This is a genomic window from Streptomyces sp. Ag109_O5-1, from assembly GCF_003814875.1.
Taxonomy (GTDB): domain Bacteria; phylum Actinomycetota; class Actinomycetes; order Streptomycetales; family Streptomycetaceae; genus Streptomyces; species Streptomyces sasae.
Genome location: NZ_RKQF01000001.1, coordinates 1,386,685 through 1,411,022, shown reverse-complemented (window position 1 = coordinate 1,411,022; position 24,338 = coordinate 1,386,685). Strand labels below are relative to the sequence as shown.

At 71.0% G+C, this 24,338-nt stretch carries 20 protein-coding genes; 8 read left to right on the top strand and 12 right to left on the bottom strand.

Going from position 1 to position 24,338, the window contains the following annotated elements; translation table 11 throughout:
- Positions 1-19 precede the first annotated feature (19 nt).
- The 6 genes from EDD90_RS06440 to EDD90_RS06415 all read right to left on the bottom strand — a co-directional run bounded on the left by EDD90_RS06440 (position 20) and on the right by EDD90_RS06415 (position 8,328).
- The gene (locus EDD90_RS06440; RefSeq protein WP_123972170.1) at positions 20-2,962 is read right to left on the bottom strand and encodes a glycoside hydrolase family 2 TIM barrel-domain containing protein; all 2,943 of its coding nucleotides are present in this window, start codon (positions 2,960-2,962) and stop codon (positions 20-22) included.
- A complete protein-coding gene (locus EDD90_RS06435) occupies positions 2,959-3,867 on the bottom strand; it encodes an alkaline phosphatase family protein (protein ID WP_123980960.1) in 909 nt (302 codons plus the stop codon). The genes EDD90_RS06440 and EDD90_RS06435 overlap by 4 nt, the downstream gene beginning before the upstream one ends.
- Before the next feature lie 181 nt (positions 3,868-4,048).
- Positions 4,049-4,975, bottom strand: coding sequence for a carbohydrate ABC transporter permease (locus tag EDD90_RS06430; RefSeq protein WP_398928457.1), 927 nt, complete (start codon positions 4,973-4,975; stop codon positions 4,049-4,051).
- A complete protein-coding gene (locus EDD90_RS06425) occupies positions 4,942-5,826 on the bottom strand; it encodes a carbohydrate ABC transporter permease (protein WP_123980956.1) in 885 nt (294 codons plus the stop codon). Before EDD90_RS06425 ends, EDD90_RS06430 begins: the two co-directional genes overlap by 34 nt.
- 127 nt (positions 5,827-5,953) lie before the next feature.
- Complete coding sequence (locus EDD90_RS06420) at positions 5,954-7,231, bottom strand: ABC transporter substrate-binding protein (protein ID WP_123972169.1); 1,278 nt, start codon at positions 7,229-7,231, stop codon at positions 5,954-5,956.
- Positions 7,232-7,308: 77 nt separating this feature from the next.
- Positions 7,309-8,328 carry a carbohydrate kinase family protein gene (locus tag EDD90_RS06415; RefSeq protein ID WP_123972168.1) on the bottom strand — a complete coding sequence of 340 codons (1,020 nt, stop codon included), beginning with the start codon at positions 8,326-8,328 and terminating at the stop codon, positions 7,309-7,311.
- 127 nt (positions 8,329-8,455) lie between these two features.
- Between EDD90_RS06415 and EDD90_RS06410 the strand changes: the two genes are divergently transcribed.
- From EDD90_RS06410 to EDD90_RS06390, 5 genes are all read left to right on the top strand, one after another.
- The gene (locus EDD90_RS06410; RefSeq protein ID WP_123972167.1) at positions 8,456-9,220 is read left to right on the top strand and encodes a DeoR/GlpR family DNA-binding transcription regulator; all 765 of its coding nucleotides are present in this window, start codon (positions 8,456-8,458) and stop codon (positions 9,218-9,220) included.
- Complete coding sequence (locus tag EDD90_RS06405) at positions 9,217-10,554, top strand: 6-phospho-beta-glucosidase (protein WP_123972166.1); 1,338 nt, start codon at positions 9,217-9,219, stop codon at positions 10,552-10,554. Before EDD90_RS06410 ends, EDD90_RS06405 begins: the two co-directional genes overlap by 4 nt.
- A gap of 48 nt (positions 10,555-10,602) precedes the next feature.
- Positions 10,603-13,647: a glycoside hydrolase family 38 C-terminal domain-containing protein gene (locus tag EDD90_RS06400; protein ID WP_123972165.1), complete on the top strand. Its 3,045-nt coding sequence runs from the start codon at positions 10,603-10,605 to the stop codon at positions 13,645-13,647.
- A gap of 4 nt (positions 13,648-13,651) precedes the next feature.
- Complete coding sequence (locus EDD90_RS06395) at positions 13,652-14,902, top strand: alpha-L-fucosidase (protein ID WP_123972164.1); 1,251 nt, start codon at positions 13,652-13,654, stop codon at positions 14,900-14,902.
- 177 nt (positions 14,903-15,079) lie between these two features.
- On the top strand, positions 15,080-15,967 hold the full coding sequence (locus tag EDD90_RS06390) for a sulfotransferase (protein WP_260327669.1): 888 nt from the start codon (positions 15,080-15,082) through the stop codon (positions 15,965-15,967).
- 80 nt (positions 15,968-16,047) lie between these two features.
- On the opposite strand, the gene EDD90_RS06385 is transcribed toward EDD90_RS06390, so the two are convergent.
- Entirely contained in the window at positions 16,048-17,727 is a 1,680-nt protein-coding gene (locus EDD90_RS06385; RefSeq protein WP_123972163.1) for a carbohydrate binding domain-containing protein, read from the bottom strand.
- A gap of 194 nt (positions 17,728-17,921) precedes the next feature.
- The gene (locus EDD90_RS06380) at positions 17,922-19,043 is read right to left on the bottom strand and encodes an ATP-grasp domain-containing protein (protein WP_123972162.1); all 1,122 of its coding nucleotides are present in this window, start codon (positions 19,041-19,043) and stop codon (positions 17,922-17,924) included.
- Between the two features lie 324 nt (positions 19,044-19,367).
- On the opposite strand from EDD90_RS06380, the gene EDD90_RS06375 reads away from it, so the two are divergent.
- Both EDD90_RS06375 and EDD90_RS06370 read left to right on the top strand, forming a co-directional pair.
- The gene (locus EDD90_RS06375) at positions 19,368-20,273 is read left to right on the top strand and encodes a metallophosphoesterase (RefSeq protein ID WP_123972161.1); all 906 of its coding nucleotides are present in this window, start codon (positions 19,368-19,370) and stop codon (positions 20,271-20,273) included.
- Positions 20,221-20,901, top strand: a complete 681-nt coding sequence (locus EDD90_RS06370) for a 4'-phosphopantetheinyl transferase (RefSeq protein ID WP_123972160.1) — start codon at positions 20,221-20,223, stop codon at positions 20,899-20,901. Before EDD90_RS06375 ends, EDD90_RS06370 begins: the two co-directional genes overlap by 53 nt.
- Before the next feature lie 14 nt (positions 20,902-20,915).
- Here the strand turns inward: EDD90_RS06370 and EDD90_RS06365 are convergent, their stop codons facing one another.
- The 3 genes from EDD90_RS06365 to EDD90_RS06355 form a co-directional block, all read right to left on the bottom strand.
- Positions 20,916-21,143 carry a hypothetical protein gene (locus EDD90_RS06365; protein WP_123972159.1) on the bottom strand — a complete coding sequence of 76 codons (228 nt, stop codon included), beginning with the start codon at positions 21,141-21,143 and terminating at the stop codon, positions 20,916-20,918.
- A 214-nt stretch (positions 21,144-21,357) separates the two neighbouring features.
- Positions 21,358-21,897, bottom strand: coding sequence for a toxin-antitoxin system, toxin component (locus EDD90_RS06360; protein WP_123980952.1), 540 nt, complete (start codon positions 21,895-21,897; stop codon positions 21,358-21,360).
- Between the two features lie 37 nt (positions 21,898-21,934).
- Positions 21,935-22,591 carry a helix-turn-helix transcriptional regulator gene (locus EDD90_RS06355; protein ID WP_123972158.1) on the bottom strand — a complete coding sequence of 219 codons (657 nt, stop codon included), beginning with the start codon at positions 22,589-22,591 and terminating at the stop codon, positions 21,935-21,937.
- Positions 22,592-22,817: 226 nt separating this feature from the next.
- Here EDD90_RS06355 and EDD90_RS06350 point away from each other — a divergent pair, with 226 nt between their 5' ends.
- On the top strand, positions 22,818-23,489 hold the full coding sequence (locus EDD90_RS06350) for a hypothetical protein (RefSeq protein ID WP_185148960.1): 672 nt from the start codon (positions 22,818-22,820) through the stop codon (positions 23,487-23,489).
- A gap of 52 nt (positions 23,490-23,541) precedes the next feature.
- On the opposite strand, the gene EDD90_RS06345 is transcribed toward EDD90_RS06350, so the two are convergent.
- Complete coding sequence (locus EDD90_RS06345; protein ID WP_123972156.1) at positions 23,542-24,336, bottom strand: cache domain-containing protein; 795 nt, start codon at positions 24,334-24,336, stop codon at positions 23,542-23,544.
- Between the last annotated feature and the right edge of the window lie 2 nt (positions 24,337-24,338).

Here is a 24,338-nt window from a genome sequence, read left to right as displayed (position 1 = left end):
CGAAGGGCGTGGGGGGATCTCAGAGGACGCGCAGGGTCCAGCTCCAGCGGTGGATGCCCGGTGCGACGAGGTAGGAGGGGAAGGTGTCGGGACCGCACGAGGCCGTACCGAGACCCCGGTGTGCGGCGTCGAGGTGGACCACACAGCCGGCCCGCGGCACGAGTTCGTCGTGGTGCGTGACGGCGGTGAGGTCCTCGGCGCGGTAGCGGGTGACGGAGACCTGGCGGGGCTCGTCGAGCTCGACCGCGAGCCCGGTGGCGTCGGGCGCCGACAGCGTGAACCGCCGTACGCCGTGCCGGCCGCCGTTCTCCTGCGGCCGGAGATAGGGGGTGAACAACTCGTCCACGGGCAGGGAGTGGTGGCCGACCGGGGCTCCGGCGGCACGGTCCGGGTACGACTCCCAGGGACCCTGACCGAACCACTCCAGCAGATCGGGTCCGGCCACCGTCTCGAAGACCGAGCCGACCCGGGCCACGTCGTGGAACTCCTGGGGGAGTTCGGCCGACTCGTCGACCCGGACCCCGCCCTCGACCGGCGTGAACTCCTGCCGGTGCCGTACGACCCCGACGGTGCCGGCGTACTCCGCGAGCACGGTCACCAGGTCGCGATCCCGGCGCACGGAGACCACCTTGCGCACCAGCCGGTCCAGGCCCCAGGCGCGCCAGCGCGGCGCGATCCCGCCCAGCTCGTCGTTGTCGGTGGGCGCCCGCCACAACGACAGCGTCGGCCCGGCCGTCAGCAGCGGGTGCAGCAGCAGCCCCTCGCCGTCCACCTCGACGGCCGGTCCCACGGCAACCCGCTCACGCGGTGCGTCCGCCGCCCGGAGCCGGATCTGCGGTGCGCATACCTCCGTACCGGCCGGCGCCCACGCCTGATCCTCGGCGACCGTCACCCGCAACGTCAGCCACGCCTCCCCGCCGTCCGCGGGCACCGCGAACGGCAGCGGTACGGCCGCGGTCTCACCGGGCCGCAGATCGGGCAGGACCGCCGGGCCGGTCAGGGTACGGCCGTCGGCCAGCGCCAGCTCCCAGGTGCCCGTCAGCCAGTCCAGGCCGCGGAAGTGCTGGTGGTTGGCGAGCACGACGCCCTCGTGCCTGAAGCACCGGATGCGGACCGGCGCCGCGATCTCCCGGTGCTCGTACATCGCGGGCTTGGGGGTGCGGTCGGGGAAGACGATCCCGTCCGCGACGAACGCCCCGTCGTGCAGGGCCTCGCCGAAGTCGCCGCCGTACGCCCAGCGGTGGCCGGGCGCGGCGACACCGTTGTCATACAGTCCGGCGCCCGTGCGCCCGACCGGTCTTCCGTCGCTCACCCGCTGGAGAATTCCGTGGTCCCAGAACTCCCAGATGAACCCGCCCTGAAGCCCCGGAGTGGACTCGATGGCGGCCCAGTGGTCGGCCAGCGTGCCGTTGCTGTTGCCCATCGCATGGGAGTACTCGCACTGGATCAGCGGCTTGGTCTGCTCACCGGACAGCGCGTGCGCCACACAGTCCTCCAGCGCCGCGTACATCGGGCAGGCGATGTCGGAGGCCACGTCCGGGTCCGCCCAGCCGAGCTTGGCCGCTCCCTCGTACTGGAGGGGCCGGGTCGGGTCGTGCCGCCGCACCCAGCCCGCCGCCGCGTCGTGGTTGGCGCCGTAGTCGGACTCGTTGCCCAGCGACCAGATGATGATCGAGGGGTGGTTCTTGTCGCGCAGCACCATCCGTGACACACGGTCCACGAAGGAGTTCAGGTAGCACGGGTCGTCGGCGATCTCGTGCGCGTGGTCGTGCGACTCGATGTCCGCCTCGTCGACCACGTAGAAGCCCAGTTCGTCCGCGAGGTCGTAGAGCGTCGGATCGTTCGGGTAGTGCGAGGTGCGGATCGCGTTGAAACCGAACCGCTTCAGCACCACCAGGTCCGCGCGCATGTCGTCGTACGACACCGTCCGCCCGGTGAGGGGGTGGAAGTCGTGCCGGTTCACACCGCGGATGAAGACGCGTTCGCCGTTGACCAGCAGGTCCCGGCCGACGATCGCCACGTCCCGGAACCCGATGCGGTGGTGCGACGCGTCGGCGACCGTGCCGTCCGCGCGGTGCAGCCGGACGGTCAGCCCGTACAGTTCGGGCTCCTCCGCGTTCCAGGTGCGCACCTCGGGCACGACGGCGTGGATACGGGCCTCGCCGAGGAAGTCGGAGACCCGGTCGTCCTCGGTGTTGAGCCGGTCGAACTCGGCGTCCTGCGCGAGGGGTTCGCCGTCCAGATCGCCGGTGACGTACCAGCCCTCGGGCAGCGCCCGGTCGCCCGCAGCGTTCCGCACCAGACAGTCCACCCGCAGCTCGCCGTCCCGGCGCGCCCGTACGGTCACGTCCGCGAGATACAGCGGATCCGTGGCGTACAGCAGCACGGAACGGGTGATCCCGCCGTGCCACCAGTGGTCCTGGTCCTCGATGTGCGTCGCGTCCGACCACTTGACGACGGTCAGCCGCAGGACCGACCGCCCGCCGGGGCGGACGACGCCGGTCAGGTCGAACTCGGCCGCCAGGTGGGAGTCCTTGGAGATACCGACCGGCCGCCCGTCGACGTGCACGAGGAGCACGCTCTCCGCAGCGCCGACCTGGAGCACGACGCGCCGCCCGGCCCACTCGGCGGGGACGTCGAGTTCACGCTCGTAGACCCCCGTCGGATTGACGGACGGCACCTGCGGAGGGAACTCCCGGAACGGCATGGTGACGTTCGTGTACTGCGGCAGGTCGTCCGTGTCCTGCACGGTCCAGGCACCCGGGACGAACGCCGTGGACCAGGAGCCGCCGACCGGCGCGTCCGGAGCGGGCAGCAACTGGAAGCGCCAGTCGCCGTCCAGGGGGAGTCCTCCGGTGCGCCGGTCGACGGCGTTCATGGGGAGCCGCCCCCAGGAGGTCACTTCGGGTGCCTCCCAGGGGCGGAGGGCGATCAGGGGGTCGGTGGGAAGTTCGTCGGTCATGACCATTCCGAAGTCGGTGTGGTGGGGCTTGGCAGGACCCGTCCCGCCAGGCCCCAGGCGGGGTCGACGGGGATGCCGAGCCGGTCCAGGACGGTGGGGGCGATGTCGACGAGACGGGGGGTGTCGAGCAGGGTGCCCGCGGCGGGCCCGCCGGGCTCGGCCAGGATCACGAAGACCTCGCGTTCGGCGCGGGTGTCGCCGCCGTGGCCGCCGGCGTCCAGGTGACCGTGGTCGGTGGTGACCAGTACGGTCCACCGCTCGCCGGAGCCCCGGGCGTCGATCGCCGCCAGCAGCCGCCCGAGGTGGGTGTCCTGGGCGAGGAGGGCGTGGTCGTAGGCGGGGGAGAGGGGGCCGGTGGCGTGGCCGGCCTCGTCGGTCGCGCCGAAGTACACGAACAGCAGGTCCGGGTCGTGTTCGGTGAGCCAGCGGGCGGCGGTGCGGGCGACGAGATCGTCCGCGGTCGCGTAGCCGTCGCTCTCGCCGTCGTAGTGCACACGGCGGCCGACGGCCGGGCCCAGGACGCCGCGGTGCACCAGCTCCGGCCAGGACACGGCGGCCGCGGTGCGCAGACCGGGGCGGGCGACGGCCGCGCGGCTGAGGAAGTCGGGGTGACGGGTGAAGTCGGCACCGGCGAAGTCGTTCCCGGTCACCCCGTGCCGGTCGGGCCACACCCCGGTCAGCACGCTCGACCAGCCGGGCCCGGAGTCGGTGTACGCCATGCTGGTCGACGGCCCGTCCGGGGCCTGGCCGTCCGCCTCGCCGTACGGCAGCAGGCTGGTGCCGTGTGCGCCCGTGGCCATCAGGCCGTGCAGGACGGGCGCGTGGGCAGGCGAGCGATGCGAGATGGGGGTCCCCCCGGCCGGAGGCTGCGGGAGGGGCAGCCGGTCGCGGCGCAGCCCGTCCATGCCCACCACGAGCACTTTGCCGTGCGCGGTGCCGCCCCGGCCGGGGGGCACGGCACGGCGCCGGGCGAACGGCAGGCGGGCGGAGGGTCCCGCACCCTCCGCTGCCCGCGTCCGCCCGGCGTCGGCGTCCGTCACCGGATCCCTCCTCTGTCTCACACGTGTGTCTCACACGGGGCGCGGGTCAGGTGCCCTGCACCGCGCCCTCGGTGGCGCCCGCGATGAAACCGCGGGCGAAGATGGCGAAGACCAGCACCAGCGGCAGGGACGCCATCAGCACACCGGCCATGACCATGCTGTAGTCGGTGGTGTGGCCGACGTTGAGCTGGGCGAGCTCCACCTGGAGGGTCACATGGTCGGGGTTGGTGAGCACGATGAGCGGCCAGACGTAGTCGTTCCAGGCACCGACGAAGGCGTAGATGGCGAGGAAGGACAGCGCGGGCCTGATCATCGGCAGCGCGATGTTCCAGTACTGGCGGAAGAACCCGGCACCGTCGATGCGCGCGGCGTCGAGGAGTTCGTCGGGCACGCCGTTCTCGATGTACTGGCGCAGCCAGAAGATGCCGAAGGCGTTGGCCAGGGCGGGCGGGACCAGCGCCTTGAGCATGCCGACCCAGCCGATGTTCGACATGAGGATGAACTGCGGCAGGATCGCCAGCTGCAGCGGCAGCATCATGAACAGCAGCAGCGTGCCGAAGAGCACCTTGCGGCCCGGGAAGTCGAACTTGGCGAAGGTGAAGGCCGCCAGCGAGTCGATGAACAGCACCAGGACGGTGGTGACGGTCGCGACGATGACCGTGTTGAGCATCGACCCGAAGAAATCGATGGTGTTCAGCACGTGCCGGATGTTCTCCAGCAGGTGTGAGCCGAAGGTGAACTTCGGCGGGCTCTTGTAGATGTCCTGGGTGGTGTTGGTCGCCATGACGATCGTCCACACGAACGGGAAGACCGAGAGCAGGACGGCCGCCATGAGGATGATGTGCGCGGTCAGGCCCTTGGGGCGGCGCAGCCGCCTCGCGCGCGGGGCCGGCCGCGTCGGGTCGGCTGTCGTCGGGCCGGCTGTCGGGTCGGATGTGGTCACGGCTTCCTCCCTCGTTGGGTGATGCGCCAGTTGACGGCGACGAGGACGATGATCAGCAGGAAGAAGGCCCACACGATGGCCGCGCCGTAGCCGTAGTCGTTGTTGAGGAAGGCCGACTGGTAGAAGTACAGCAGCGTGGTCAGACCGGCCTGTCCCGGGCCGCCGAGGTTCGCGTTGGCGGCGTTGTTGGCGAACAGGACCTGGGGTTCGCTGAAGCTCTGCAGACCGTTGATCGTCGAGATGATGACGGTGAACAGGATGATCGGCCGCATGATCGGGACGGTGATCTGGAAGAACGTGCGGACCGGGCCGGCGCCGTCCATCTTCGCCGCCTCGTAGATCGAGGTCGGGATCGCCTGGAGACCGGCCAGGTAGATGATCATGTTGTAGCCGGTCCACATCCAGGTCATCAGCAGCGAGATGACCACCTTGATCAGCCACGGGTTGCTCAGCCACGGCACCGGCGAGATGCCCACCGTGCCCAGGATCGCGTTGACCAGACCGAAGTTGTTGCTGAACACCGCGCCGAAGAAGATCGCCACGGCGACGATCGAGGTGACGTTCGGTACGTAGAGGGCGATCCGGTAGAAGCCCTTGAAGCGGCGCACCGAGTGCAGCAGCGTCGCGAGCACCAGGGCGCCCAGCAGGGTGGGCACCGTGGACAGCACCCAGATCACCAGGGTGTTGCGGATCGACAGCCAGAAGACCGGGTCCGACCACAGGAACCGGAATTGCTGCAGGCCCACGAACTGCATGTCGCCGAGGCCGTCCCAGCGCTGGAAGGCCAGGTACAGGGAGTAGAAGACCGGGAAGAAGGAGAACGCGGCGAAGATCAGGTAGAAGGGCGAGATCGCCAGGTACTGCCGCCAGTACGACAGCAGCCCGCGCCGCCGGGGCCGTGCGGTGGTGCCCGCGGGCGTGGCGCGCCGCGGGCGGAACCGGGCCGGGCCCGGCCCGCCGCGGTGTTCGGGCACCGCGGCGGGACCGGTCACCGGAGGTGACGTCACCTCAGTTCACCCCCTGGCGCCGGGCGATCTGCTTGGCCTGGCTGACCGCGTCCTTCCAGGCGTCGTCGGGCTTCTTGCCCTTGGCCTCGATGTTGGTCAGCTCCGTCTTGTAGGGAGCCATGACGGCGGCGTCGGCCGGGGCCTCGTAGCTGTCCGGGACGGCCTTGGCGGCCGGTCCGAAGACCTCGATGATCTTCTGCCCGCCGAAGAAGGCGTCGGGGCCCGTCATGGCCGGCATCGTGTACGCGGCCGGGGCGGCGGGGAAGATGGCGGCGTCGGTGAACCCGCGGGCGTCGTTGGCCGGGCTGAGGATCCAGCTGATGATCTTGAAGGCCTCTTCGGGGTTCCGGCACTGCTTGGGCAGGGCCAGGTAGGAGCCGCCCTGGTTGGCCGGTCCGACGGGCATCGCACACACCCGCCACTTGCCCTTCGTCTGCGGGGCCGCCTGCTCGATGTCCAGCGCGTGCCAGGCGGCGCCGAGCTCGGTGAGGAGGTTCTTGCCGACGGCGGCGTTCCAGGAGTTGTCGTTGATCTTGGCGTCGAGGCCCAGGGTGTAGGGGCGCACCGACGTGGTCCACGCGGCGCGGATGTGGTCCTGGTCCCCGATGAAGTGGTTGTTCTTGTCGATGAACCGCTGGGTGCCCTGGCCGACGGTCATGTCGAACACGGAGCCGATGTTGTTGACCAGGAAGGTGCCGGGGTTCTTCTTCTGCAGCTCGGTGCCGAGCGTGAAGTAGTCGTCCCAGGTCGTGACCAGCGCGGCGACCTTGGCGGGGTCGGTGGCCACGCCGGCCTTGGCGAACAGGTCCTCGCGGTAGAAGAGCGCGGTGGGGCCGATGTCGATCGGGAAGCCGATCTGCTTGCCGTCGGAGGTCTGGGCGAGCTTGGTCTTCCAGCCCAGGTACTGCGAGGAGAGCTTCTTGAAGCCCAGGTCGTTCAGGTCGAGGAAGCGGGAGGCGTTGGGCAGGAAGGAGGCTATGTCCTCGCCCTTGATGCCCGTGATGTCGGGCACGGAGGAGCCGCCCGCGGCGAGCGTGGTGGTGAGCTTCTGCTTGAAGTCGCCGCCGATGGAGGCGGCGGTCAGCTTGACCGAACCGCTGAAGTGGGTCTTCGCCTCCGCGACCACCTTGTCGCTGAGCGCACCGCCCCAGTACCACAGGGTGAGGTTCTTGCCGTTCTTGGTGCCGCCCGATCCTGAGCCGCCGCATGCGACGGTCAGACCGGACGCGGCCGCGGTGAGCGCGGCGGCCTGGAGGAAGCCTCTACGTGAAAGGTCCACGGGTCACTCCTGTTGTTCCTGTTCGTGGTACTGAGGGGCGTAGTGGTGTCGGGCGTGGGCTGTGGATCGGGTGCGGGTCAGTGCTGCGGGGCGGGCGGGGTGACGGGGGCGTGGTGCACGGGCGGACCCACGTCGGCCGGGATGCGGTCGGCCAGGAAGCCGTACGCGCGCCGCAGTTCGGGATCGGTCTGTGAGCGCCACCAGCGGTCGACGCCGTACCAGCCGGGGGCCGCGAGCGCCCCGCCGTGCCGCTGGACGGAGAGCCCGGCCGCGAGCACCGCGAACCTGAGCCGTTCGGCCAGCGGCCAGCCGCCGAGCGAGGCCGCGACGAAGCTCGCGCCGAACACGTCCCCGGCGCCGGTGGCGTCCAGCACGTCGACGGCCAGGGCCGGGACCTCCGCGTACTCGCCGGTGGTCTGGTCGACGGCCAGCGCGCCGTCCCCGCCGCGCGTCACCACCGCGACCGGGACCAGCTCGGCGAGCGTGCCGAGCGCGGCCCGCGCGCTGTCGGTGCGGGTGTAGGCCATGGCCTCGGTCTCGTTCGGGAGGAAGGCATGGCACAGGGCGAGCTGGTCGAGGAGGTCGCGGGACCATTCCTGGGTGGGGTCCCAGCCGACGTCCGCGTAGACGCGGGTGCCGTTCGCGGCCGCCTTGGCGATCCACTCGCGCGGCTCGGCCTCGATGTGCACCAGCGCCGTACGCGCCTCGGGCGGGTCGCCCATCAGCACGTCCTGCGAGTACGGCGGTTCCTGGCCGTGGGTGACCAGGGCGCGGTCCTGACCGTGGGCGAGGGCGACGGTGACGGGGGTGGGCCAGCCGTCCGCGACGCGGGAGAGCGAGAGGTCGACGCCCTCTTGGCCGGCCAGGACCTCGCGGCAGTAGGCGCCGTAGAAGTCGTCGCCGAAGACCGTGGCCAGCGAGGTGCGCAGGCCGAACCGCGCCGCGGCCACCGCGAGGTTCGCGATGCCGCCGGGGCCGCAGCCCATACCGGACGTCCAGATCTCCTCGCCCGGCGTCGGCGGCTTCCCGAGGCCGGTGAGGACGAGGTCGTAGAAGAGCAGCCCGGTCAGCAGCACATCGGGCCTGTCGTCGTCCACGCGCACACCCTCTCGTCAAAACTCGTCATTTTGATGACGGGAATCGTGCGCTGATCCGTGGGATTGGTCAATACCCGAGCAGAAGTGAGCATGGATTTGATTGAAGATGACGAGTAGTGTTCGCCGTGTGCTGGCAGAACGACGACATCAACTCATCCTGCGGGCCCTGCGCTCCGGCGGGCCCGCCGCTGTGACCGACCTCTCCGAACAGCTGGGCGTGAGCCCGGCCACGATCAGGCGTGACCTGGTCAAGCTGGAGGAGGACGGGCTGCTCACCCGGGTGCACGGCGGAGCGGTCGTGGAGGAGGGCGACCAGCCCTTCGCCGAGGTCGCCGAGGTGCGGGTGGCCGAGAAGGACGCCATCGCCGCGCACGCCGCGTCGATGGTCGCCGACGGCCAGTCGGTGCTCCTGGACATCGGTACCACCGCCTACCGGCTGGCCCGCCAGCTGCACGGCCGCCGCCTCACCGTGATCACCAGCAACCTGGTGGTCTACGAGGAGCTCGCCGACGACGAGGGCATAGAGCTGGTGCTGCTCGGCGGCATGCTCCGCCGCGAGTACCGCTCCCTGGTCGGCTTCCTCACCGAGGACAACCTGCGCCAGCTGCACGCGGACTGGCTGTTCCTCGGCACCAGCGGGGTGCGTCCGGGCGGCCAGGTGATGGACACGACGGTCGTCGAGGTGCCGGTCAAGCGCGCCATGATCAAGGCGAGCGACAAGGTCGTCCTGCTCGCCGACGCGGCGAAGTTCCCGGGTACGGGCATGGCGAAGGTCTGTGGTCCCGAGGACCTGGACGTGGTGGTGACGAACGCGTCGGTCGACCCGGCGACCCGGTCCGCCCTGGAGGAGGCCGGTGTCGACGTGGTCCTGGCAGGAAAGGCTCTAGCGTGAAACTGACGATTCTTGGCGGCGGCGGATTCCGTGTGCCGCTCGTGTACGGCGCACTGCTGGCGGACCGGGCCGAAGGGCGGGTCACCGAGGTCGTGCTGCACGATCTTGACCACGGCCGGCTCTCCGCGGTCGCCCGGGTCCTGGCCGAACAGGCCGCGGACGTGCCCGACGCGCCGACCGTGACCGCCACCACCGACCTGGACGAGGCCCTCACCGGCGCCGACTTCGTCTTCTCCGCGATCCGCGTCGGCGGCCTGGAGGGCCGGGCCGACGACGAACGGGTGGCCCTCGCCGAGGGCGTCCTCGGCCAGGAGACCGTCGGCGCGGGCGGCATCGCCTACGGGCTGCGGACCGTGCCCGTCGCCGTCGACATCGCCCGGCGGGTGGCCCGGCTCGCCCCCGACGCCTGGGTCATCAACTTCACCAACCCGGCCGGCCTCGTCACCGAGGCCATGTCCCGCCACCTCGGCGACCGCGTCATCGGCATCTGCGACTCCCCGGTCGGCCTCGGCCGCCGGATCGCCCGGGTGCTCGGCGCGAACCCGAAGGAGGCCTGGATCGACTACGTCGGCCTCAACCACCTCGGCTGGGTGCGCGGCCTGCACATCGCGGGCCGCGACGAGCTCCCGCGCCTGCTCGCCGACCCCGACCTGCTCGGCTCCTTCGAGGAGGGCAAGCTCTTCGGCGTCGACTGGCTGCAGTCCCTCGGGGCGATCCCGAACGAGTACCTGCACTACTACTACTTCAACCGCGAGGCCGTCCGCGCCTACCAGCAGGCCGAGAAGACCCGCGGTGCCTTCCTGCGCGACCAGCAGGCGCACTTCTACGAGGCGGTCACGGAGCCGGGTGCGAAGGCCCTGGACGTCTGGGACCGCACCCGCGCCGAGCGCGAGGCCACCTACATGGCCGAGAACCGGGAGACGGCCGGCGCCGGCGAGCGCGACGCCGACGACCTGTCCGGCGGCTACGAGAAGGTCGCCCTGGCCCTGATGCGGGCGATCGCCCGCGACGAACGCACCACCCTGATCCTCAACGTCCGCAACCGCGACACCCTCTCGGCGCTCGACGGCGAGGCCGTCATCGAGGTGCCCTGCCTGGTCGACGCCAACGGCGCCCACCCGGTCGCCGTCGCCCCGCTGCCCGACCACGCCACCGGTCTTGTCTGCGCGGTCAAGGCCGTGGAGCGCGAGGTGCTCGCCGCGGCCGAGTCCGGATCCCGCACGACGGCGGTGAAGGCGTTCGCGCTGCACCCGCTGGTCGACTCGGTGAACGTGGCCCGTCGGCTGGTGGAGGGGTACACCTCGGTCCACCCCGGCCTGGGTTATCTAAAGTAGACGTCAGCGGATCGGAAAGCGCTTTCTCACCCTCTTCTGGAGACTTCCATGCACGACGAACGCCGCCGGATCGAGGAGCGCGTAGAGCGCCTCCAGAACCAGCGCATCAAGCCCGCGATCTACGCGGCCACCGTCCCCTTCGAGGTCGCCGCCTGGCAGGCCCCCGGGGAGCCGGTCCCCTTCGAGGAGGCCGCGGCCGCCCCCTATGAGCCGTTCGCCATGGACACCCCATGGGGCCCGCCCTGGGGCACCACCTGGTTCCGGATGCACGGCGAGGTGCCCGCGGAGTTCGCGGGCCGCCGGGTCGAGGCTGTCATCGACCTCGGGTTCGTGGGCGACTGGCCCGGCAACCAGGCCGAGGCCCTGGTGCACCTGACCGACGGGACCCCGCTGAAGGCGGTCAACCCGCTCAACCAGTACGTGCGGATCGCCGACCCGGCGACCGGCGGCGAGGTGATCGACTACCTGGTCGAGGCCGCCTCCAACCCCGACATCCTCGCCAACGACTTCCGCGAGCCCACGCCCCTCGGCGATGTCCTGACGGCCGGCGACAAGCCGCTCTACACCTTCAAGCGCGCCGACATCGCCGTCCTCGACGAGGACGTCTGGCACCTCGACCTCGACATCCAGGTGCTGCGCGAGCTGATGCTGGAGCTCGGCGAGCACGACCCGCGCCGGCACGAGATCGCGCACGCCCTCGACCACGCGATGGACCTGCTGGACTTGGACGACATCTCCGGCTCGGCCGCCGCCGTCCGCGAGGCCCTGAAGCCCGCGCTGTCGAAGCCCGCGCACGCCAGCGCGCACGTCATCTCCGGCGTCGGCCACGCGCACATCGACTCGGCCTGGCTGTGGCCGATCCGCGAGACCAAGCGCAAGACGTCCCGGACCTTCTCCAACGTGACATCGTTGGCGGACGAGTACGAGGAGTTCATCTTCGCCTGCTCGCAGGCCCAGCAGTACGAGTGGGTGCGCGACAACTACCCGCAGGTCTGGGCCCGGATCCAGGAGTCCGTGAAGAAGGGCCAGTGGGCCCCGGTCGGCGGCATGTGGGTCGAGTCCGACGGCAATCTCCCCGGCGGCGAGGCGATCGCCCGCCAGCTCGTGCACGGCAAGCGGTTCTTCATCGAGCACTTCGGGATCGAGACCAAGGGCGTCTGGCTGCCGGACTCCTTCGGCTACAATGCGGCCTACCCGCAGCTCGCCAAGCTGGCCGGCAACGAGTGGTTCCTCACCCAGAAGATCTCCTGGAACCAGACCAACAAGTTCCCCCACCACACCTTCTGGTGGGAGGGCATCGACGGCACCCGGATCTTCACGCACTTCCCGCCGGTCGACACCTACAACGCCCGCTTCAGCGGCGAGGAGATGTCCCGCGCGGTCCGCAACTACGCCGAGAAGGGCGCCGCGACCCGCTCGCTGGCCCCGTTCGGCTGGGGCGACGGCGGTGGCGGCCCCACCCGCGAGATCATGGAGCGTGCCCGCCGCCTGAAGGACCTGGAGGGCTCGCCGCGCGTCGAGGTCGAGCACCCGGACGCCTTCTTCGCCAAGGCCCGCGCCGAGTACGAGGACGCCCCGGTCTGGGTCGGCGAGCTCTACCTGGAGCTGCACCGCGCCACCTACACCTCCCAGGCCCGCACCAAGCAGGGCAACCGGCGCAGCGAGCACAAGCTGCGCGAGGCCGAGCTGTGGGCGACCACGGCCGCCCTGCACGCGCCCGGCTACAGCTACCCGCACGAGAAGCTGGACCGGCTCTGGAAGACGGTCCTGCTGCACCAGTTCCACGACATCCTGCCGGGCTCCTCGATCGCCTGGGTGCACCGCGAGGCCGAGGCCGAGTACGCGCGCGTCGCCGAGGAACTGGAGGTCCTGACCGCCGAGGCGGTCACCGCGCTGGGCGGCGGCACCTCCCGGGTCTTCAACACCAGCCCCTACGACCGCGCGGAGGTCGTCCGCGACGGCGCGGGCACCCCGGTGTACGTCGAGGTCCCCGCGAGCGGCAGCGCCCCGCTGACGGGCGGCGCCGGGACTCCGCAGCCGGTGACCGTCACCGGCCGGGTCATCGACAACGGCCTGGTGCGCGTGGAGATCGCGGAGGACGGCACGCTGTCGTCCGTGTACGACCTCCGGGCGGCCCGCGAGGTCCTCGCCGACCAGGGCAACCTGCTCCGGCTGCACACCGACCTCCCGAACTACTGGGACGCCTGGGACGTCGACAAGCACTACAAGAACCGCTACACGGACCTCCTCGACCCCTCCGAGATCACGGTCGTCGACGAGGACCCGCTGCTCGGCTCGGTCCGGGTCACCCGTCCGTTCGGCAACGGCTCGACGATCGTCCAGACGATCACCGTGCGCGCCGGCAGCCCCCGGATCGACTTCGAGACGGACATCGACTGGCACGAGGCCGAGAAGTTCCTCAAGGCCGGCTTCCCGGTGGACATCCGGGCCGCGCACTCCTCCGCCGAGATCCAGTTCGGCCACGTCCAGCGGCCCACCCACACCAACACCAGCTGGGAGGCGGCCCGCTTCGAGGTCTCCGGCCACCGCTGGGTGCACCTCGCCGAGCCCGGCTACGGCGTCGCCGTCATCAACGACTCGACCTACGGCCACGACGTCTCCCGCACGGTCCGCGAGGACGGCGGCACGACCACCACGGTCCGCCTCTCCCTGGTCCGCGCCCCGCGCGTCCCGGACCCGGGCGCCGACCAGGGCCGCCACCGCTTCACCTACTCCCTGCTGCCCGGCGCGAGCATCGAGGACGCGGTCGAGGCCGGCTACGCCCTCAACCTCCCGCTCCGGGTGGCCGATTCGGCGGGCGAGCCGCAGCCGGTCGTCTCGGTGGACGGTGCGGGCGTGACCGTCGAGGCGATCAAGCTCGCCGACGACGCTTCCGGCGATGTCGTGGTCCGGCTCTACGAGTCCCGGGGCGGTCGCGCCCAGGGCGTCCTGCGCACCGGCTTCCCGCTCGCGGGCGCCCAGGTGACCGACTTGCTGGAGCGCCCCCTGGAGGACGCGGCCACCGACGGCGACACCGTCGCGGTGGAGCTGCGCCCCTTCCAGATCCTCACCCTCCGGCTGCGGAGGGGCTGACCGTATGGCGATGCAACCCTGGTTCACCGACGCCAAGTTGGGGATCTTCGTGCACTGGGGCATCTACGCCGTGGACGGCGTCCAGGAGTCCTGGTCCTTCTATGACGACATCGTGCCGCACGAGCAGTACATGTCCCAGTTGGGCCGGTTCACCGGCGCCGCGTACGACCCGAGGGCGTGGGCGGACCTGTTCGCCCGCGCCGGCGCGAAGTACGCCGTGCTGACGAGCCGTCACCATGACGGTGTGGCCCTGTGGGACACGGAGTACGGCGACCTCAACCTCGGCAAGGACTACCTCGGCCCCTATGCCGAGGCCCTGCGCGAGAAGGGGCTGAAGGTCGGTCTCTACTACTCGCACTCCGACTGGAACCACCCCGACTACGCCTCCACCCGCAAGCCCGGCCGCCCGCCGGAGCAGGAGGACAACCGCTACTCCGAGGTGGCGGCCGAGGACGAGGACCTGGCCGCCTGGGAACGCTTCATCGTCTACCGGGACGGCCAGACAAGGGAGTTGGCGTCCCGCTTCCGGCCGGACCTGATGTGGTTCGACGGGGAGTGGGACCGCAGTGAGGAGCAGTGGCGGATCCCCGAACTCGCCGCGCTGATCCGCTCGTACGTCCCGCACGTCGTCTTCAACGCGCGGATGCTCAGCGAGGGGGACTACGCGACCCCCGAGCAGGGCGCCCCCGTGGTGCCCCCGGAGGGCCCCTGGGAACTCTGCCTGACGATCAACGACTCGTGGGGCTACCAGCACCACGACCACAACCACAAGTCACTGGCCCAGCTGATCCGCTACTTCACCGAGACCATCGGCGGTGGTGGCAACCTGCTGCTGGACGTCGGCCCCATGGAGGACGGCACCATCCCCCAGCCGCAGGTGGAGCGCCTTGAGGGGCTGGGGGAGTGGATCCGCAAGCATGAAGAAGCGGTGTACGGGACCGTCCGCGGGCTGCCCGCCGGGCACCACTACGGCCCCAGCACGCTCTCCGCGGACCGTCGTACCCTCTACCTCACCCTGTTCGACGCCCCGCGCGCCGAGATCGGTGTCCGCGGCCTCGCCACGAAGGTCACCAAGGTGACCGTGCTCGGCACCGGCACCGAACTCGGCCACCGGGTGGTCGGCGGACTGCACGAGGCGGTGGGCGTGCTGTGGATCGACCCGCCGGCCGAGGCCGACCTCGACCCGTACGCCACCGTGCTCGCCGTCGAACTCGACGGGGAGCTGGAGCTGTACCGGGGATCCGGCCGGTTCTGAGGTTCTTCGGCCACAAAAGCCGGAGATTCTCATATGAAGAATTAAGAGATCGGTAAGTGCACAGGTCACGGCGGCTTTTCGGGCCGCCGTGACCCTGTTGGTTCGCCTCTTGGACACCTTGAGTTCGCTTGGCACCCCTGGGATGCGTGACGGCAGGGACGAGAGGGAGGCATCACCGTGCGAGACCCGCGAATGTCAGCGATCGCCAAGGGGCTCAAGCGCCGCGGACGGCTCATGGCACAGGCGGTGAGCCCGTCGCGCAGGACCCTGGACGGGATCCCGACGCAGCGCCCGGTCGGGCAGGAGCAGCCCTCCGGCGGCTATGTGGCCCCGCTCGCCCCGCGCCTGGTGCAGTCCCCGGTCTTCGTCCTCTCCTCGGTGCGCTCCGGCTCCACCCTCCTGCGGGTGCTGCTGAACAGCCACAGCCGTATCCGCGCCCCGCACGAGATGCATCTGCGCACGGTCCACGTCCGGATGTCCCGGGAGTTCACGGCGGACGCCATGAAGGAACTCGCCCTGGACAAGGACGAGTTGGAGCACGTCCTGTGGGACCGCGTGCTGCACCTCGAACTCTCCCGCAGCGGCAAGGACGTCATCGTCGACAAGACCCCGCCGAACACCCTCATGTGGCCCCGGCTGCACCGATGTTGGCCCGAGGCCCGGTTCGTCCTGCTGCTGCGCCACCCCGGCGCCGTCATCCAGTCCCTGACCAGCCGCCGCGCCGAACCCGACCACGACCAGATCCGCGGCGAGGTCCTGGGCTACGCCGAGAAGCTGGAAGAGGCCCGGCAGCAGCTCCCCGGCGCCCATGTGATCACCTATGAGGACCTGACCGCCGAACCGGAGCAGGTCACCCGTGGCCTGTGCGAGTACCTCGGTGTCCCCTGGGAGAGCGGCATGCTCGAGTACGGCACCAAGGACCACGGCACCTTCCGCCCCAAGCTCGGCGACTGGAGCGAGGAGATCAGGTCCGGCCGTATCCAGGCCGCCCGGCAGGCCGACCCCGGCGCCGAACTCCCGCCCCGGCTGGCGGAGATAGCGAAGGCGTGGGGGTACCCCGTCTAGGCACCCCCACGCCGTTCGGTCGCTGCCCGCTCGGCCGGTCAGACCGGAAGCCCGGTCAGCCGGTGAAACCGGCCGCTCGCTCAGCCGGTGAAGCCGGCCGTGATCGAGGTGAACTGCCAGTTGTTCTGGCTGATCCCGGAGCAGTTGCTCACCACGCCGCCGCCCGCGCAGCCGCGGTCCCGGTTGACCGCCCAGAACGCGAGCCGGGCGATGTGGTGCGAGTTCCCCCAGTCACGGATCTGGGTCCAGATCGCCGGGGTCGTGGTCTCCTGCTGGTCGGACAGCCCGTTCATGCCGGAGATCCCGATGTGCGCGTAGGCCGTCGCGTCGTCCCAGCCGAACGTGGACTTCAGCTTGGTCTTCAGCCCCTCGGCCGCGGCGACGGTGTTGCCGTACATGTCGGAGCCGCCGCCGAAGTCGAACGGCATGATCGTGAAGACGTCGATGCCGGCGCCGATCGACTGAGCCTGCTCGATCAGCCTGTTGCCGTAGTACGTCGGCCCGGTGGTGGACGTCCCGAAGGTGACGATCGTCTTCAGACCGGGGTTGTTGGCCTTGACCGTCTTCAGGGCGGTCAGGATCTTCGCCTGCACGGCCTCGTTCTCGAACTCGTCCGTGTTCTCGATGTCCATGTCGACGGATTTGAGACCGTAGGCGTCGATCACCTTCTGGATCGCTCCGGCCAGCGCGCTCGCGGAGGAGCAGTTGGCGCCGAGCTTGCTGCCCTGCCAGCCGCCGAACGACGGGGTGATGTCACCGCCGGCCGCCCGGATCTGGTTGATCGCGGTCTGGTCGACGCCACCGGTGAGTGCCCTGCTGCCGTCCCAGGCCGGGGTGCAGCCGCCCGAGTCGAGCACGAAGGCCATGGTGAAGTTCTTGATGCCGGTCGCGCTCATCACGGTGGACGGGCTCGGCGGATCACCCCAGCCCTCGAAGAGGTAGGGCGCGGCCTGCTTGAAGCCGGTGCCGCCGCCGCTGCCCGCGTTCGTGGTCACGGACACGGCGTTGGAGGCCGCCGAGACGTTCCCGGCCGCGTCCCGTGCCTTCACCGTGAAGGTGTACGCCGTGCTGGCCGCCAGCCCGCTCACCGTGGCGGTGGTCCCGGAGACGCTCGCCACCTGGCTCGACCCGCTGTAGATGTCGTACGCCGTCACCCCGACGTTGTCCGTCGCGGCCGACCAGGACAGGGAGACGCTCGACGAGGTCTTCCCGGTGGAGGTGAGGTTCGTGGGTGCGGTGGGCGCCTGTGTGTCCGAGCTGCCGCCGGGCCCGTCGAGGCTGATGTCGTCGGCGTAGTACGGCCCCTGGGCGTACCACCCGTGGACATAGATCTGGGCGCTGGTCTGCGAGGCGCCGGTGGTGAAGGAGACGCTCAGCTGGCTGTACTGGGACGGCGAGGTGGTCCAGGTGGAGGTGCCGCCGGTCACCCCGAGATAGACGTACGAGCCGCGGACCCAGCCGCTCAGCGAGTACGTCGTGTTGGGCTGCACGGCGACGGTCTGGGTGCACTGGGCGGTGTCACTGGAGCTCACGGCCCCCGCAAGGGCCTTGGAGCCACCGTGCACGGGGGAGGACACGACCGAGCCGAGGTTCCCGGAGCATGACCAGGGCGAGAGACTCCCCGACTCGAAGCCGGGGTTGGACAGGACGTTGGCCGCCTGCGCGGTACCGGGCAGCGCGATCGCCCCGGCGAGCGCGAGTGCGGCGGACCCGAGCAGGGCGAGTATCCGATGTCTGGAACGTCTGAGTGAGTTGCGCACACGATCTCCCTGAAGGAATGGGGGTGTTCGGGAGTGCACGAACGTGCGAGGGGGTGCGCAACAAAGTTGGTATGGACCAATCCGCGTGTCAAGAAGACGAACGAGAATTGGTCCATACCGGTGAGGTGAGGCGCCCGAAAGGGGCGCGGGGAACTGCGCGACCAGCCACAGTGGACCCGCAGTCGGCCGACAATCTAGAGCGGCAACACCGCAGCCGCAGCGTCAACCGACTCCACTTCCACGGGCAACGCCGGCGCCAACACAACGTCGACCTCCTCCCGCGCCACCGGCACGGACGGCAGTACGGGCCGCGGCCCCGAAACCACCGCGTAGTCCTGCCCCAGGAACGGCGGCTCGATCACCCCCGGGTCCTCGCCCAGCGCCAACTGCACCGCGGCCCAGGGCGCGTTGACGCCGCACAGGGACAGCTGGTGCAACCCGCCCGCGGGCCGCGTGTTGACGTCGAGCAGGACCGGCTCGTCGCCGTACATCCGGAACTGGATGTTGGACAGGTAGTGCAGCCCGAAGCCCTCGGCGATGATCCGCGCCGGCTCCAGCCACCGCTCGTCGAGGGTGAAACCGCGCCGGCGGCCCTTCTTCGTACGGCCCACGGCCAGCCGGACCAGGTTGTCGGGACCGGTGAGGCAGTCCACGGACACCTCAGGTTCCTCCAGACGGGGCATCACCAGCCAGTCCACCGGGTGATCGGCCTGCTGCAGCGCGTTGACGACCAGGTCGAGCTGGACGTACGGCCCGGGGAACCCGCCGAGGTGGAAGAGCGAGAAGGGGGCGCGTGTGATCACCCGGAAGCCCACCCCGCCCGCACCGGCCGCGGGCTTGAAGCACGCCTTGTGCCCGTCGGCCTCCAACTTCTCGACCGCGTCGACCAGTTCGTCCGCCGTACGGACCCGCCACCACGGCGGCACCGGCACGCCGACCGCGGCGACCGCCTCGTACGCGGTCGCCTTGTCCTCGAAGACCGCGGTCCCCTCCGGCGTCGGCGCCAGCAGGGCCGTGCCGACCGCCTCGAAGTCGGCGCGGTGGGCGACGATCGCCGACTGGTGCAGCCGGGGCACGAAGACATCGATGCCACGGCGCTGGCACTGGTCGAGGGCGTACTCGACGTAGGCGGCCGGGGACAGACCCTCCGGCTCCAGGTCGGCGGTGTCGGCGGCGGCCAGCACGGGGGAGTCCGCGTCACCGTGCGTCGCATGGATCTCGACCGCCCGGTCGCTGGGATTTTTCCGCAACTGATCCATGAAGAACACGTTCTCCGCGTACGTGCGGTTGAGCCAGACGCGTACGCGAGAGCGCATTAATGCCGCCTTTCGGGGTTTTCGGGCAGGGGTCAGCGGGCCCGTGCCCGGGCAGGGTGGTTGGAGGGTCACCAAACCGCCCTGGTCGAAGGGAAGTTCGTGGCGGTGGTGTTGGGGGGATCATACGGCTTTCAAGGGGCCCCGCGTGCAACGCCAGTGTTACGGATTTCCCCGGAGTGTCCACGCGCGTTTTCCTGCGCCGTCCCTGCCGGTTTCCTTGACTGGCCGGTGACGGGCATACGCCCGGTCGGCCGGGTCCCCTTGTTCGCCGTGCCCGTGGTGTGCTGTGGTGGGTGGAGACGACATGATCGGAAGGGGTACGGGGTGGAGTCCACGGCCGGTGCCGGGCGGTTGCTGGCCATCAGTGACCTGCACATCACGTACCCGGAGAACCGCGAGCTCGTCGGGAAAATGCGACCGGAAACGGACCAGGACTGGCTGATCGTCGCCGGTGACATCGCGGAGACCGTCGCCGACATCCGCTGGACCCTCGAAACCCTGGCCGGCCGCTTCCGCAAGGTGCTGTGGGCACCCGGCAACCACGACCTGTGGACCCACCCCAAGGACCCGGTCACCCTGCGCGGCGTCGCCCGCTACGAGCACCTCGTCGAGCTCTGCCGGGAACTGGGCGTGGTCAGCCCCGAGGACCCCTACCCGGTCTGGGAGGGCCCGGGCGGCCCGGTCGTCGTAGCACCGCTGTTCCTGCTGTACGACTACTCCTTCCTGCCGGCCGGCTGCGCCACCAAGGAGGAAGGCCTCGCCTACGCGCACGGCACCGGCGTCGTCTGCAACGACGAGTACCTGCTGCACCCCGACCCCTATCCGACCCGCGAGGCCTGGTGCCGGGCCCGGGTCGAGGCCACCGAGCGTCGGCTCGCCGAGCTGCCCGAGGACCTGCCGACCGTGCTGGCGGGCCACTACCCGCTGGACCGGCACCCCACGGACGTGCTCTGGTACCCGGAGTTCGCCATGTGGTGCGGCACCACACTCACCGCCGACTGGCACCGCAGATTCCGCGTCGACACCATGGTCTACGGTCATCTGCACATCCCCCGCACCACCTGGCACGAAGGCGTCCGCTTCGAAGAAGTCTCCGTGGGATACCCCCGCGAGTGGCGCAAGCGCTCCCGGCCGCCGGGCGAACTGCGCCGCATACTGCCGATGGAGGTCGGAACCGGTGATCGAGGAGCTGCTCCCGGACTCGGTGGTGGTCGTGGAGATGCTCGGTGACGAGACGATCCGCGAGGCCCCGCTCTACCCCGAGGAGGAGGCGATCGTCGCGCGGGCCGTGCCCAAGCGGCGCCGCGAGTTCGCCGCCGTGCGCGCCTGCGCCCGCAGCGCCATGGAGAAGCTGGGGGTCCCGCCACAGCCGGTCGTGAGCGGCGAGCGGGGCGCACCGCGCTGGCCGGACGGGCTGATCGGCAGCATGACCCACTGCGAGGGCTACTGTTCCGCCGCCCTGGCCCGCGCCGCCGACCTGGCGTCGATCGGTATCGACGCCGAACCGCAGGGCCCGCTGCCCGAGGGCGTCGGCGAGTCCGTGCTGCTGCCCTCGGAGCAGGAGCGGCTGGGCCGCCTGGCGGCGGAGCGGCCCGAGGTGCACTGGGACCGCCTGCTGTTCAGTGCCAAGGAATCCGTCTACAAGGCGTGGTTCCCCCTCACCGGGAAGTGGCTGGACTTCATGGAGGCCGACATCGAGCTCTTCCCGGAGCCCGGTGAACGGCCGCGCGGCACGCTGCGCGCCCGCCTCCTGGTCCCCGGCCCGACGGTCGGCGGGCGGCAGCTGGAGGTCTTCGAGGGCCGCTGGGGCGCGGGGTACGGCATGCTGGCCTCGGCCGTGGTGGTGCCGCACCCCTGACCGCCCCCGTCGGCTCAGACGGGCGGGCACCAGTCGTGCAGCAACCGGAAGAACGCCTCCTCGTTGCCCGCCAGGCCCGCTCGGGTCAGGGCCTCCTCGGCCTCGGCGAGCACGGCCGGTGGTACGAGCGGGGGCCGGTCTTCGCCGGGTGGTCCGTCGAAGGCCGCGCGCACCGTGTGCAGCAGCCGCAGATAGGCCTGGACGGCGGTGCGCTCATGGTCGGTCAGTACAGCGGTGGGCATGGGTCGGCTCTCCCCGTCGGTCGTCGCGGTCACACGCCCGTGCGGCGCGGGCCCACCGCGTGTGCGGTGCGCACCCTCCAGCTTGCCGCGCGCCACTGACAACGCCGTCCGGCCACACCTCGGTTCCCCCGCTCAGCCGACGCGCAACCGCGCCGCGAGCCCCCTGAGGGAACGTCTCTTCGCCGTTCCGGCAACGGAATCCGGCCCGGCCGGGTCACTTCCCCGGATAGCCGAGCGATGCCTCGATACGCCCCGCGACGTCGTGCCGCCGTACCGGCCCGCGCAGGGCCGAACCGGCGAGCCAGGTCCGGCACTTGCTGGCCAGCAGCAGCCCGAAGGTCTCCGCGTCCCGCTCCTCGGCCCGGACGCAGCGGGTGCGGGCGGCGACCCGCAGCACGGCTGCCTGGACCGCGGCCTGCTCGCCGCCCGTCCCCTCGGCGAGGAGCCGCGCGGCCACCCCGACCCCCTCGACGTCATGGCCGTGGTGCCCGGCGTGCATGTGCCACAGTTCGTGGCCGAGGATCACCAACTGGTGATCGGGAGCGGTGCGTTCCTCGACGACGACCAGGTCGCTGTCGGCCAGGTCGAGCCAGAGTCCGCTGGCCGTGCCGGGCGGGAAGACGGCCGTACGGAACAGCACGGGACGGCCGCGGCGGCGGCCCATCGCGTCGCACAGCGCCCGGTACAGCTCCTGGGGCGGGGCGGGCGCGGGCAGGGTCAGCTCCCCGACCAGCTCACCGCTCAGCCGGCGCATGTCCCTGCCGATGCCCACTGTTCTCCCTCAGCTCAGCTCACGACTCGGGCCGCTTGACGCTCTCCAGGAGCATGTCCAGCCATTCGGCGACCTTGTCCCGGTGCTGGTCGGTGGGCAGCTGGGCGGCCCGCCAGGCGATCCCGCGCACCCCGTGGTCCTGCAGCAGCCGCTCCAGGGGGTCCTCGGCGGCCCCGGCCGCGGCCCGCTCCCGGTCGGCCAGCTTCTGCAGCAGCTCCTGCTCGACCCGCTGGAGGGCGCCCGCAAGGGCCTCCGGGTCCTCCGCGGTGAGGAAGCCGGCGTGCACCCGGAAGAACCGCTGGAGGGCGTCGCAGTGCTCCATCGTCGGCCGCCGGTCGCCGTTGAGCAGCGCGCCGGCCTGCTGCCGGGACATGCCCGCGCCGTCGGCGATCTCCTGTTGGGTGTGTTTCCGGCCATTGGGCTTGAGGCGGGTGCGGCGCAGCAGGTCCAGGCGCTGCAGGAAGCGCGCCTGGACGTCCGGCTCGCCCGCGGGCCGGCCGCTCAGCAGGGCCCGCACCACGGACTCGGGGACACCGGAGGCATAGGAGAGCCGCCCGACGTCGAAGACGTCGGCATGCCGTACCCCGAGCCGGTCGGCGAGCGCGGTGACGCGGGCGACGTCGGCCGGCAGCTGGGCGGTCGCCGTGGCGCCCGGATCCTTGTAGCCATCCGTCACCGACAGAACTCCTGTGTCTCTCAGGGGAAGCAGGGACTTCTCACAAGTCGTGAACTCACGGGAGATTAGCGGGTCGTTCGAACTCACATCCAGGTCTCGCCACAACTGTGGCCAATTTCGGCCGTCAACAGGCATGAAATGCCACGATAGTTGACATGACTCCAGGTGGAGCAGCAGGATCACATCGCCGCGAGAAGGCCGCATAGGCAAGAGGGGTGACCTCCCGATGGCATATCAGGCAGGTGGGCGGCGGCCGGCGCCGCGGCCCGTCCCCGAGAGTCCTGAGGTCCAGGCGTATCTCCAGGACTACGCGTTGCTGCTGGACGCGGTCCCCTTCCCGTCCCTGGTCGTGGACCACCGCTGGGACGTCGTGCTGGCCAACGGCGCGTTCGGGACACTTTTCCGCGCGGTCGCCCCGCACCCCACCGCCATGCCGGGGGACAACTTCCTCCGCTTCGTCCTCTTCCACCCGGACGCCGGCTCGGTGCTCGGCGCGCACGAGGCCGGTTGGTGCCTGCCGCTGCTCGCACACTTCAAGACCACTCTGGAACGGTACGGCCACGACCCCGAACTCCAGTCGATCCGCCGGGAGATCGCCCAGGACCCCATCATGGAGGCCGCCTTCCGGCAGGGGCTGCCGCACTGGCTGCGCGCGGTCGGCGAGGACGGCGCTCAGCTCGACGGTGCCGTCCGCCCGCTGCGCCACCCGGACCCGCTGCTGGGCGCCACCGAGTGCCGGGTCGTCGGCGAGACCCCCAAGACCCTTCAGGACCTGGGCTACGCGCGTTACACCCTGGTACTGCGCGCCACCCCACGGCCCGTGGCCACCCCCCGCCGCTCCCGCAGGCCCGGCGGCCTGGGCGCCCATCTGACCGTCGTTCCGGCCCCCGGAGCCTGACCCGGCACCGCCGGCGTTCAGGTCGCCGACGGCGCCGGGCCGGACGTCGGCTTCATCCCCGTTCCGGGGCCACGACCAGGACGAGCGGCACGCCTCGGCAGGGCACCAGCCGGGTCCCGTCGAAGACGCCCGGCCGTCCGCTCTCCAGGACGGCCGCGAAGTCCGGCCCCCTGGTCAGGGATCCGGCCAGATGTGCCGGGTCCGCCGACGCCGCCACCCGGCCGCGGGCGTTGACCAGCCGGGCGGGCCCGGGCAGCTCCCGCAGCAGGGGCAGCGCGGCCGCCTCGAAGTGCCGCAGATACACATCGGCCGCGGCCACGCCCAGAAAGCGCCCGCCCACCTCCACCGGCGCGGACAGGGTGAGGCTGTACTCGTCCGAGCAGAGGTAGTCGACGTACGGCCCGGCCACCGCCCGCCGTCCGGTGTCCCGGGGCAGCGCGAACCAATCCCAGTGCGTGTAGTCCGAGTAGGCCGACGACCGCGGATCGAGGTCGAGGAGCAGAGGCCGTACGTCTCCCTGGGCGTCGGTCTGCCACCACTCCAGCCAGGCCGGGACGTCGGCCAGCAGGCCGGGCGCGGCCACGAAGCCGACGCCGGAGACCAGTTCCTGCCGGGTCAGGCGCAGATGGAGCCCGGGGCGCAGTGCGGCGAGATCGGCGGTCACGGGCCGGCGGCCCTCGGCGGCGACCCGGGCCAGTAGCGCGGCCGTGTCGGCACGGGTCTGCGCGACGGCGTCGAACACCGCCTCCAGGGCACGGCCGACCCGCGCGGCGACGTACTCCTCGGTGTCGGCGCCGGCGTCCAGTGTCGTGTTCGCCGGACCGGAGGGGGCGGTGCTGCGGCTCATGC

What these genes read in the sequence shown, in the direction of transcription:
- EDD90_RS06360 (WP_123980952.1), bottom strand. Translation starts at nt 21,897, where the DNA reads ATGCGCCGGCTGAGCGGTGAGCTGGTCGGGGAGCTGACCCTGCCCGCG.
- EDD90_RS06400 (WP_123972165.1), top strand. Translation starts at nt 10,603, where the DNA reads ATGCACGACGAACGCCGCCGGATCGAGGAGCGCGTAGAGCGCCTCCAG.
- EDD90_RS06345 (WP_123972156.1), bottom strand. Translation starts at nt 24,336, where the DNA reads ATGAGCCGCAGCACCGCCCCCTCCGGTCCGGCGAACACGACACTGGAC.
- EDD90_RS06350 (WP_185148960.1), top strand. Translation starts at nt 22,818, where the DNA reads ATGGCATATCAGGCAGGTGGGCGGCGGCCGGCGCCGCGGCCCGTCCCC.
- EDD90_RS06440 (WP_123972170.1), bottom strand. Translation starts at nt 2,962, where the DNA reads ATGACCGACGAACTTCCCACCGACCCCCTGATCGCCCTCCGCCCCTGG.
- EDD90_RS06435 (WP_123980960.1), bottom strand. Translation starts at nt 3,867, where the DNA reads ATGGACGGGCTGCGCCGCGACCGGCTGCCCCTCCCGCAGCCTCCGGCC.
- EDD90_RS06380 (WP_123972162.1), bottom strand. Translation starts at nt 19,043, where the DNA reads ATGCGCTCTCGCGTACGCGTCTGGCTCAACCGCACGTACGCGGAGAAC.
- EDD90_RS06395 (WP_123972164.1), top strand. Translation starts at nt 13,652, where the DNA reads ATGGCGATGCAACCCTGGTTCACCGACGCCAAGTTGGGGATCTTCGTG.
- EDD90_RS06365 (WP_123972159.1), bottom strand. Translation starts at nt 21,143, where the DNA reads ATGCCCACCGCTGTACTGACCGACCATGAGCGCACCGCCGTCCAGGCC.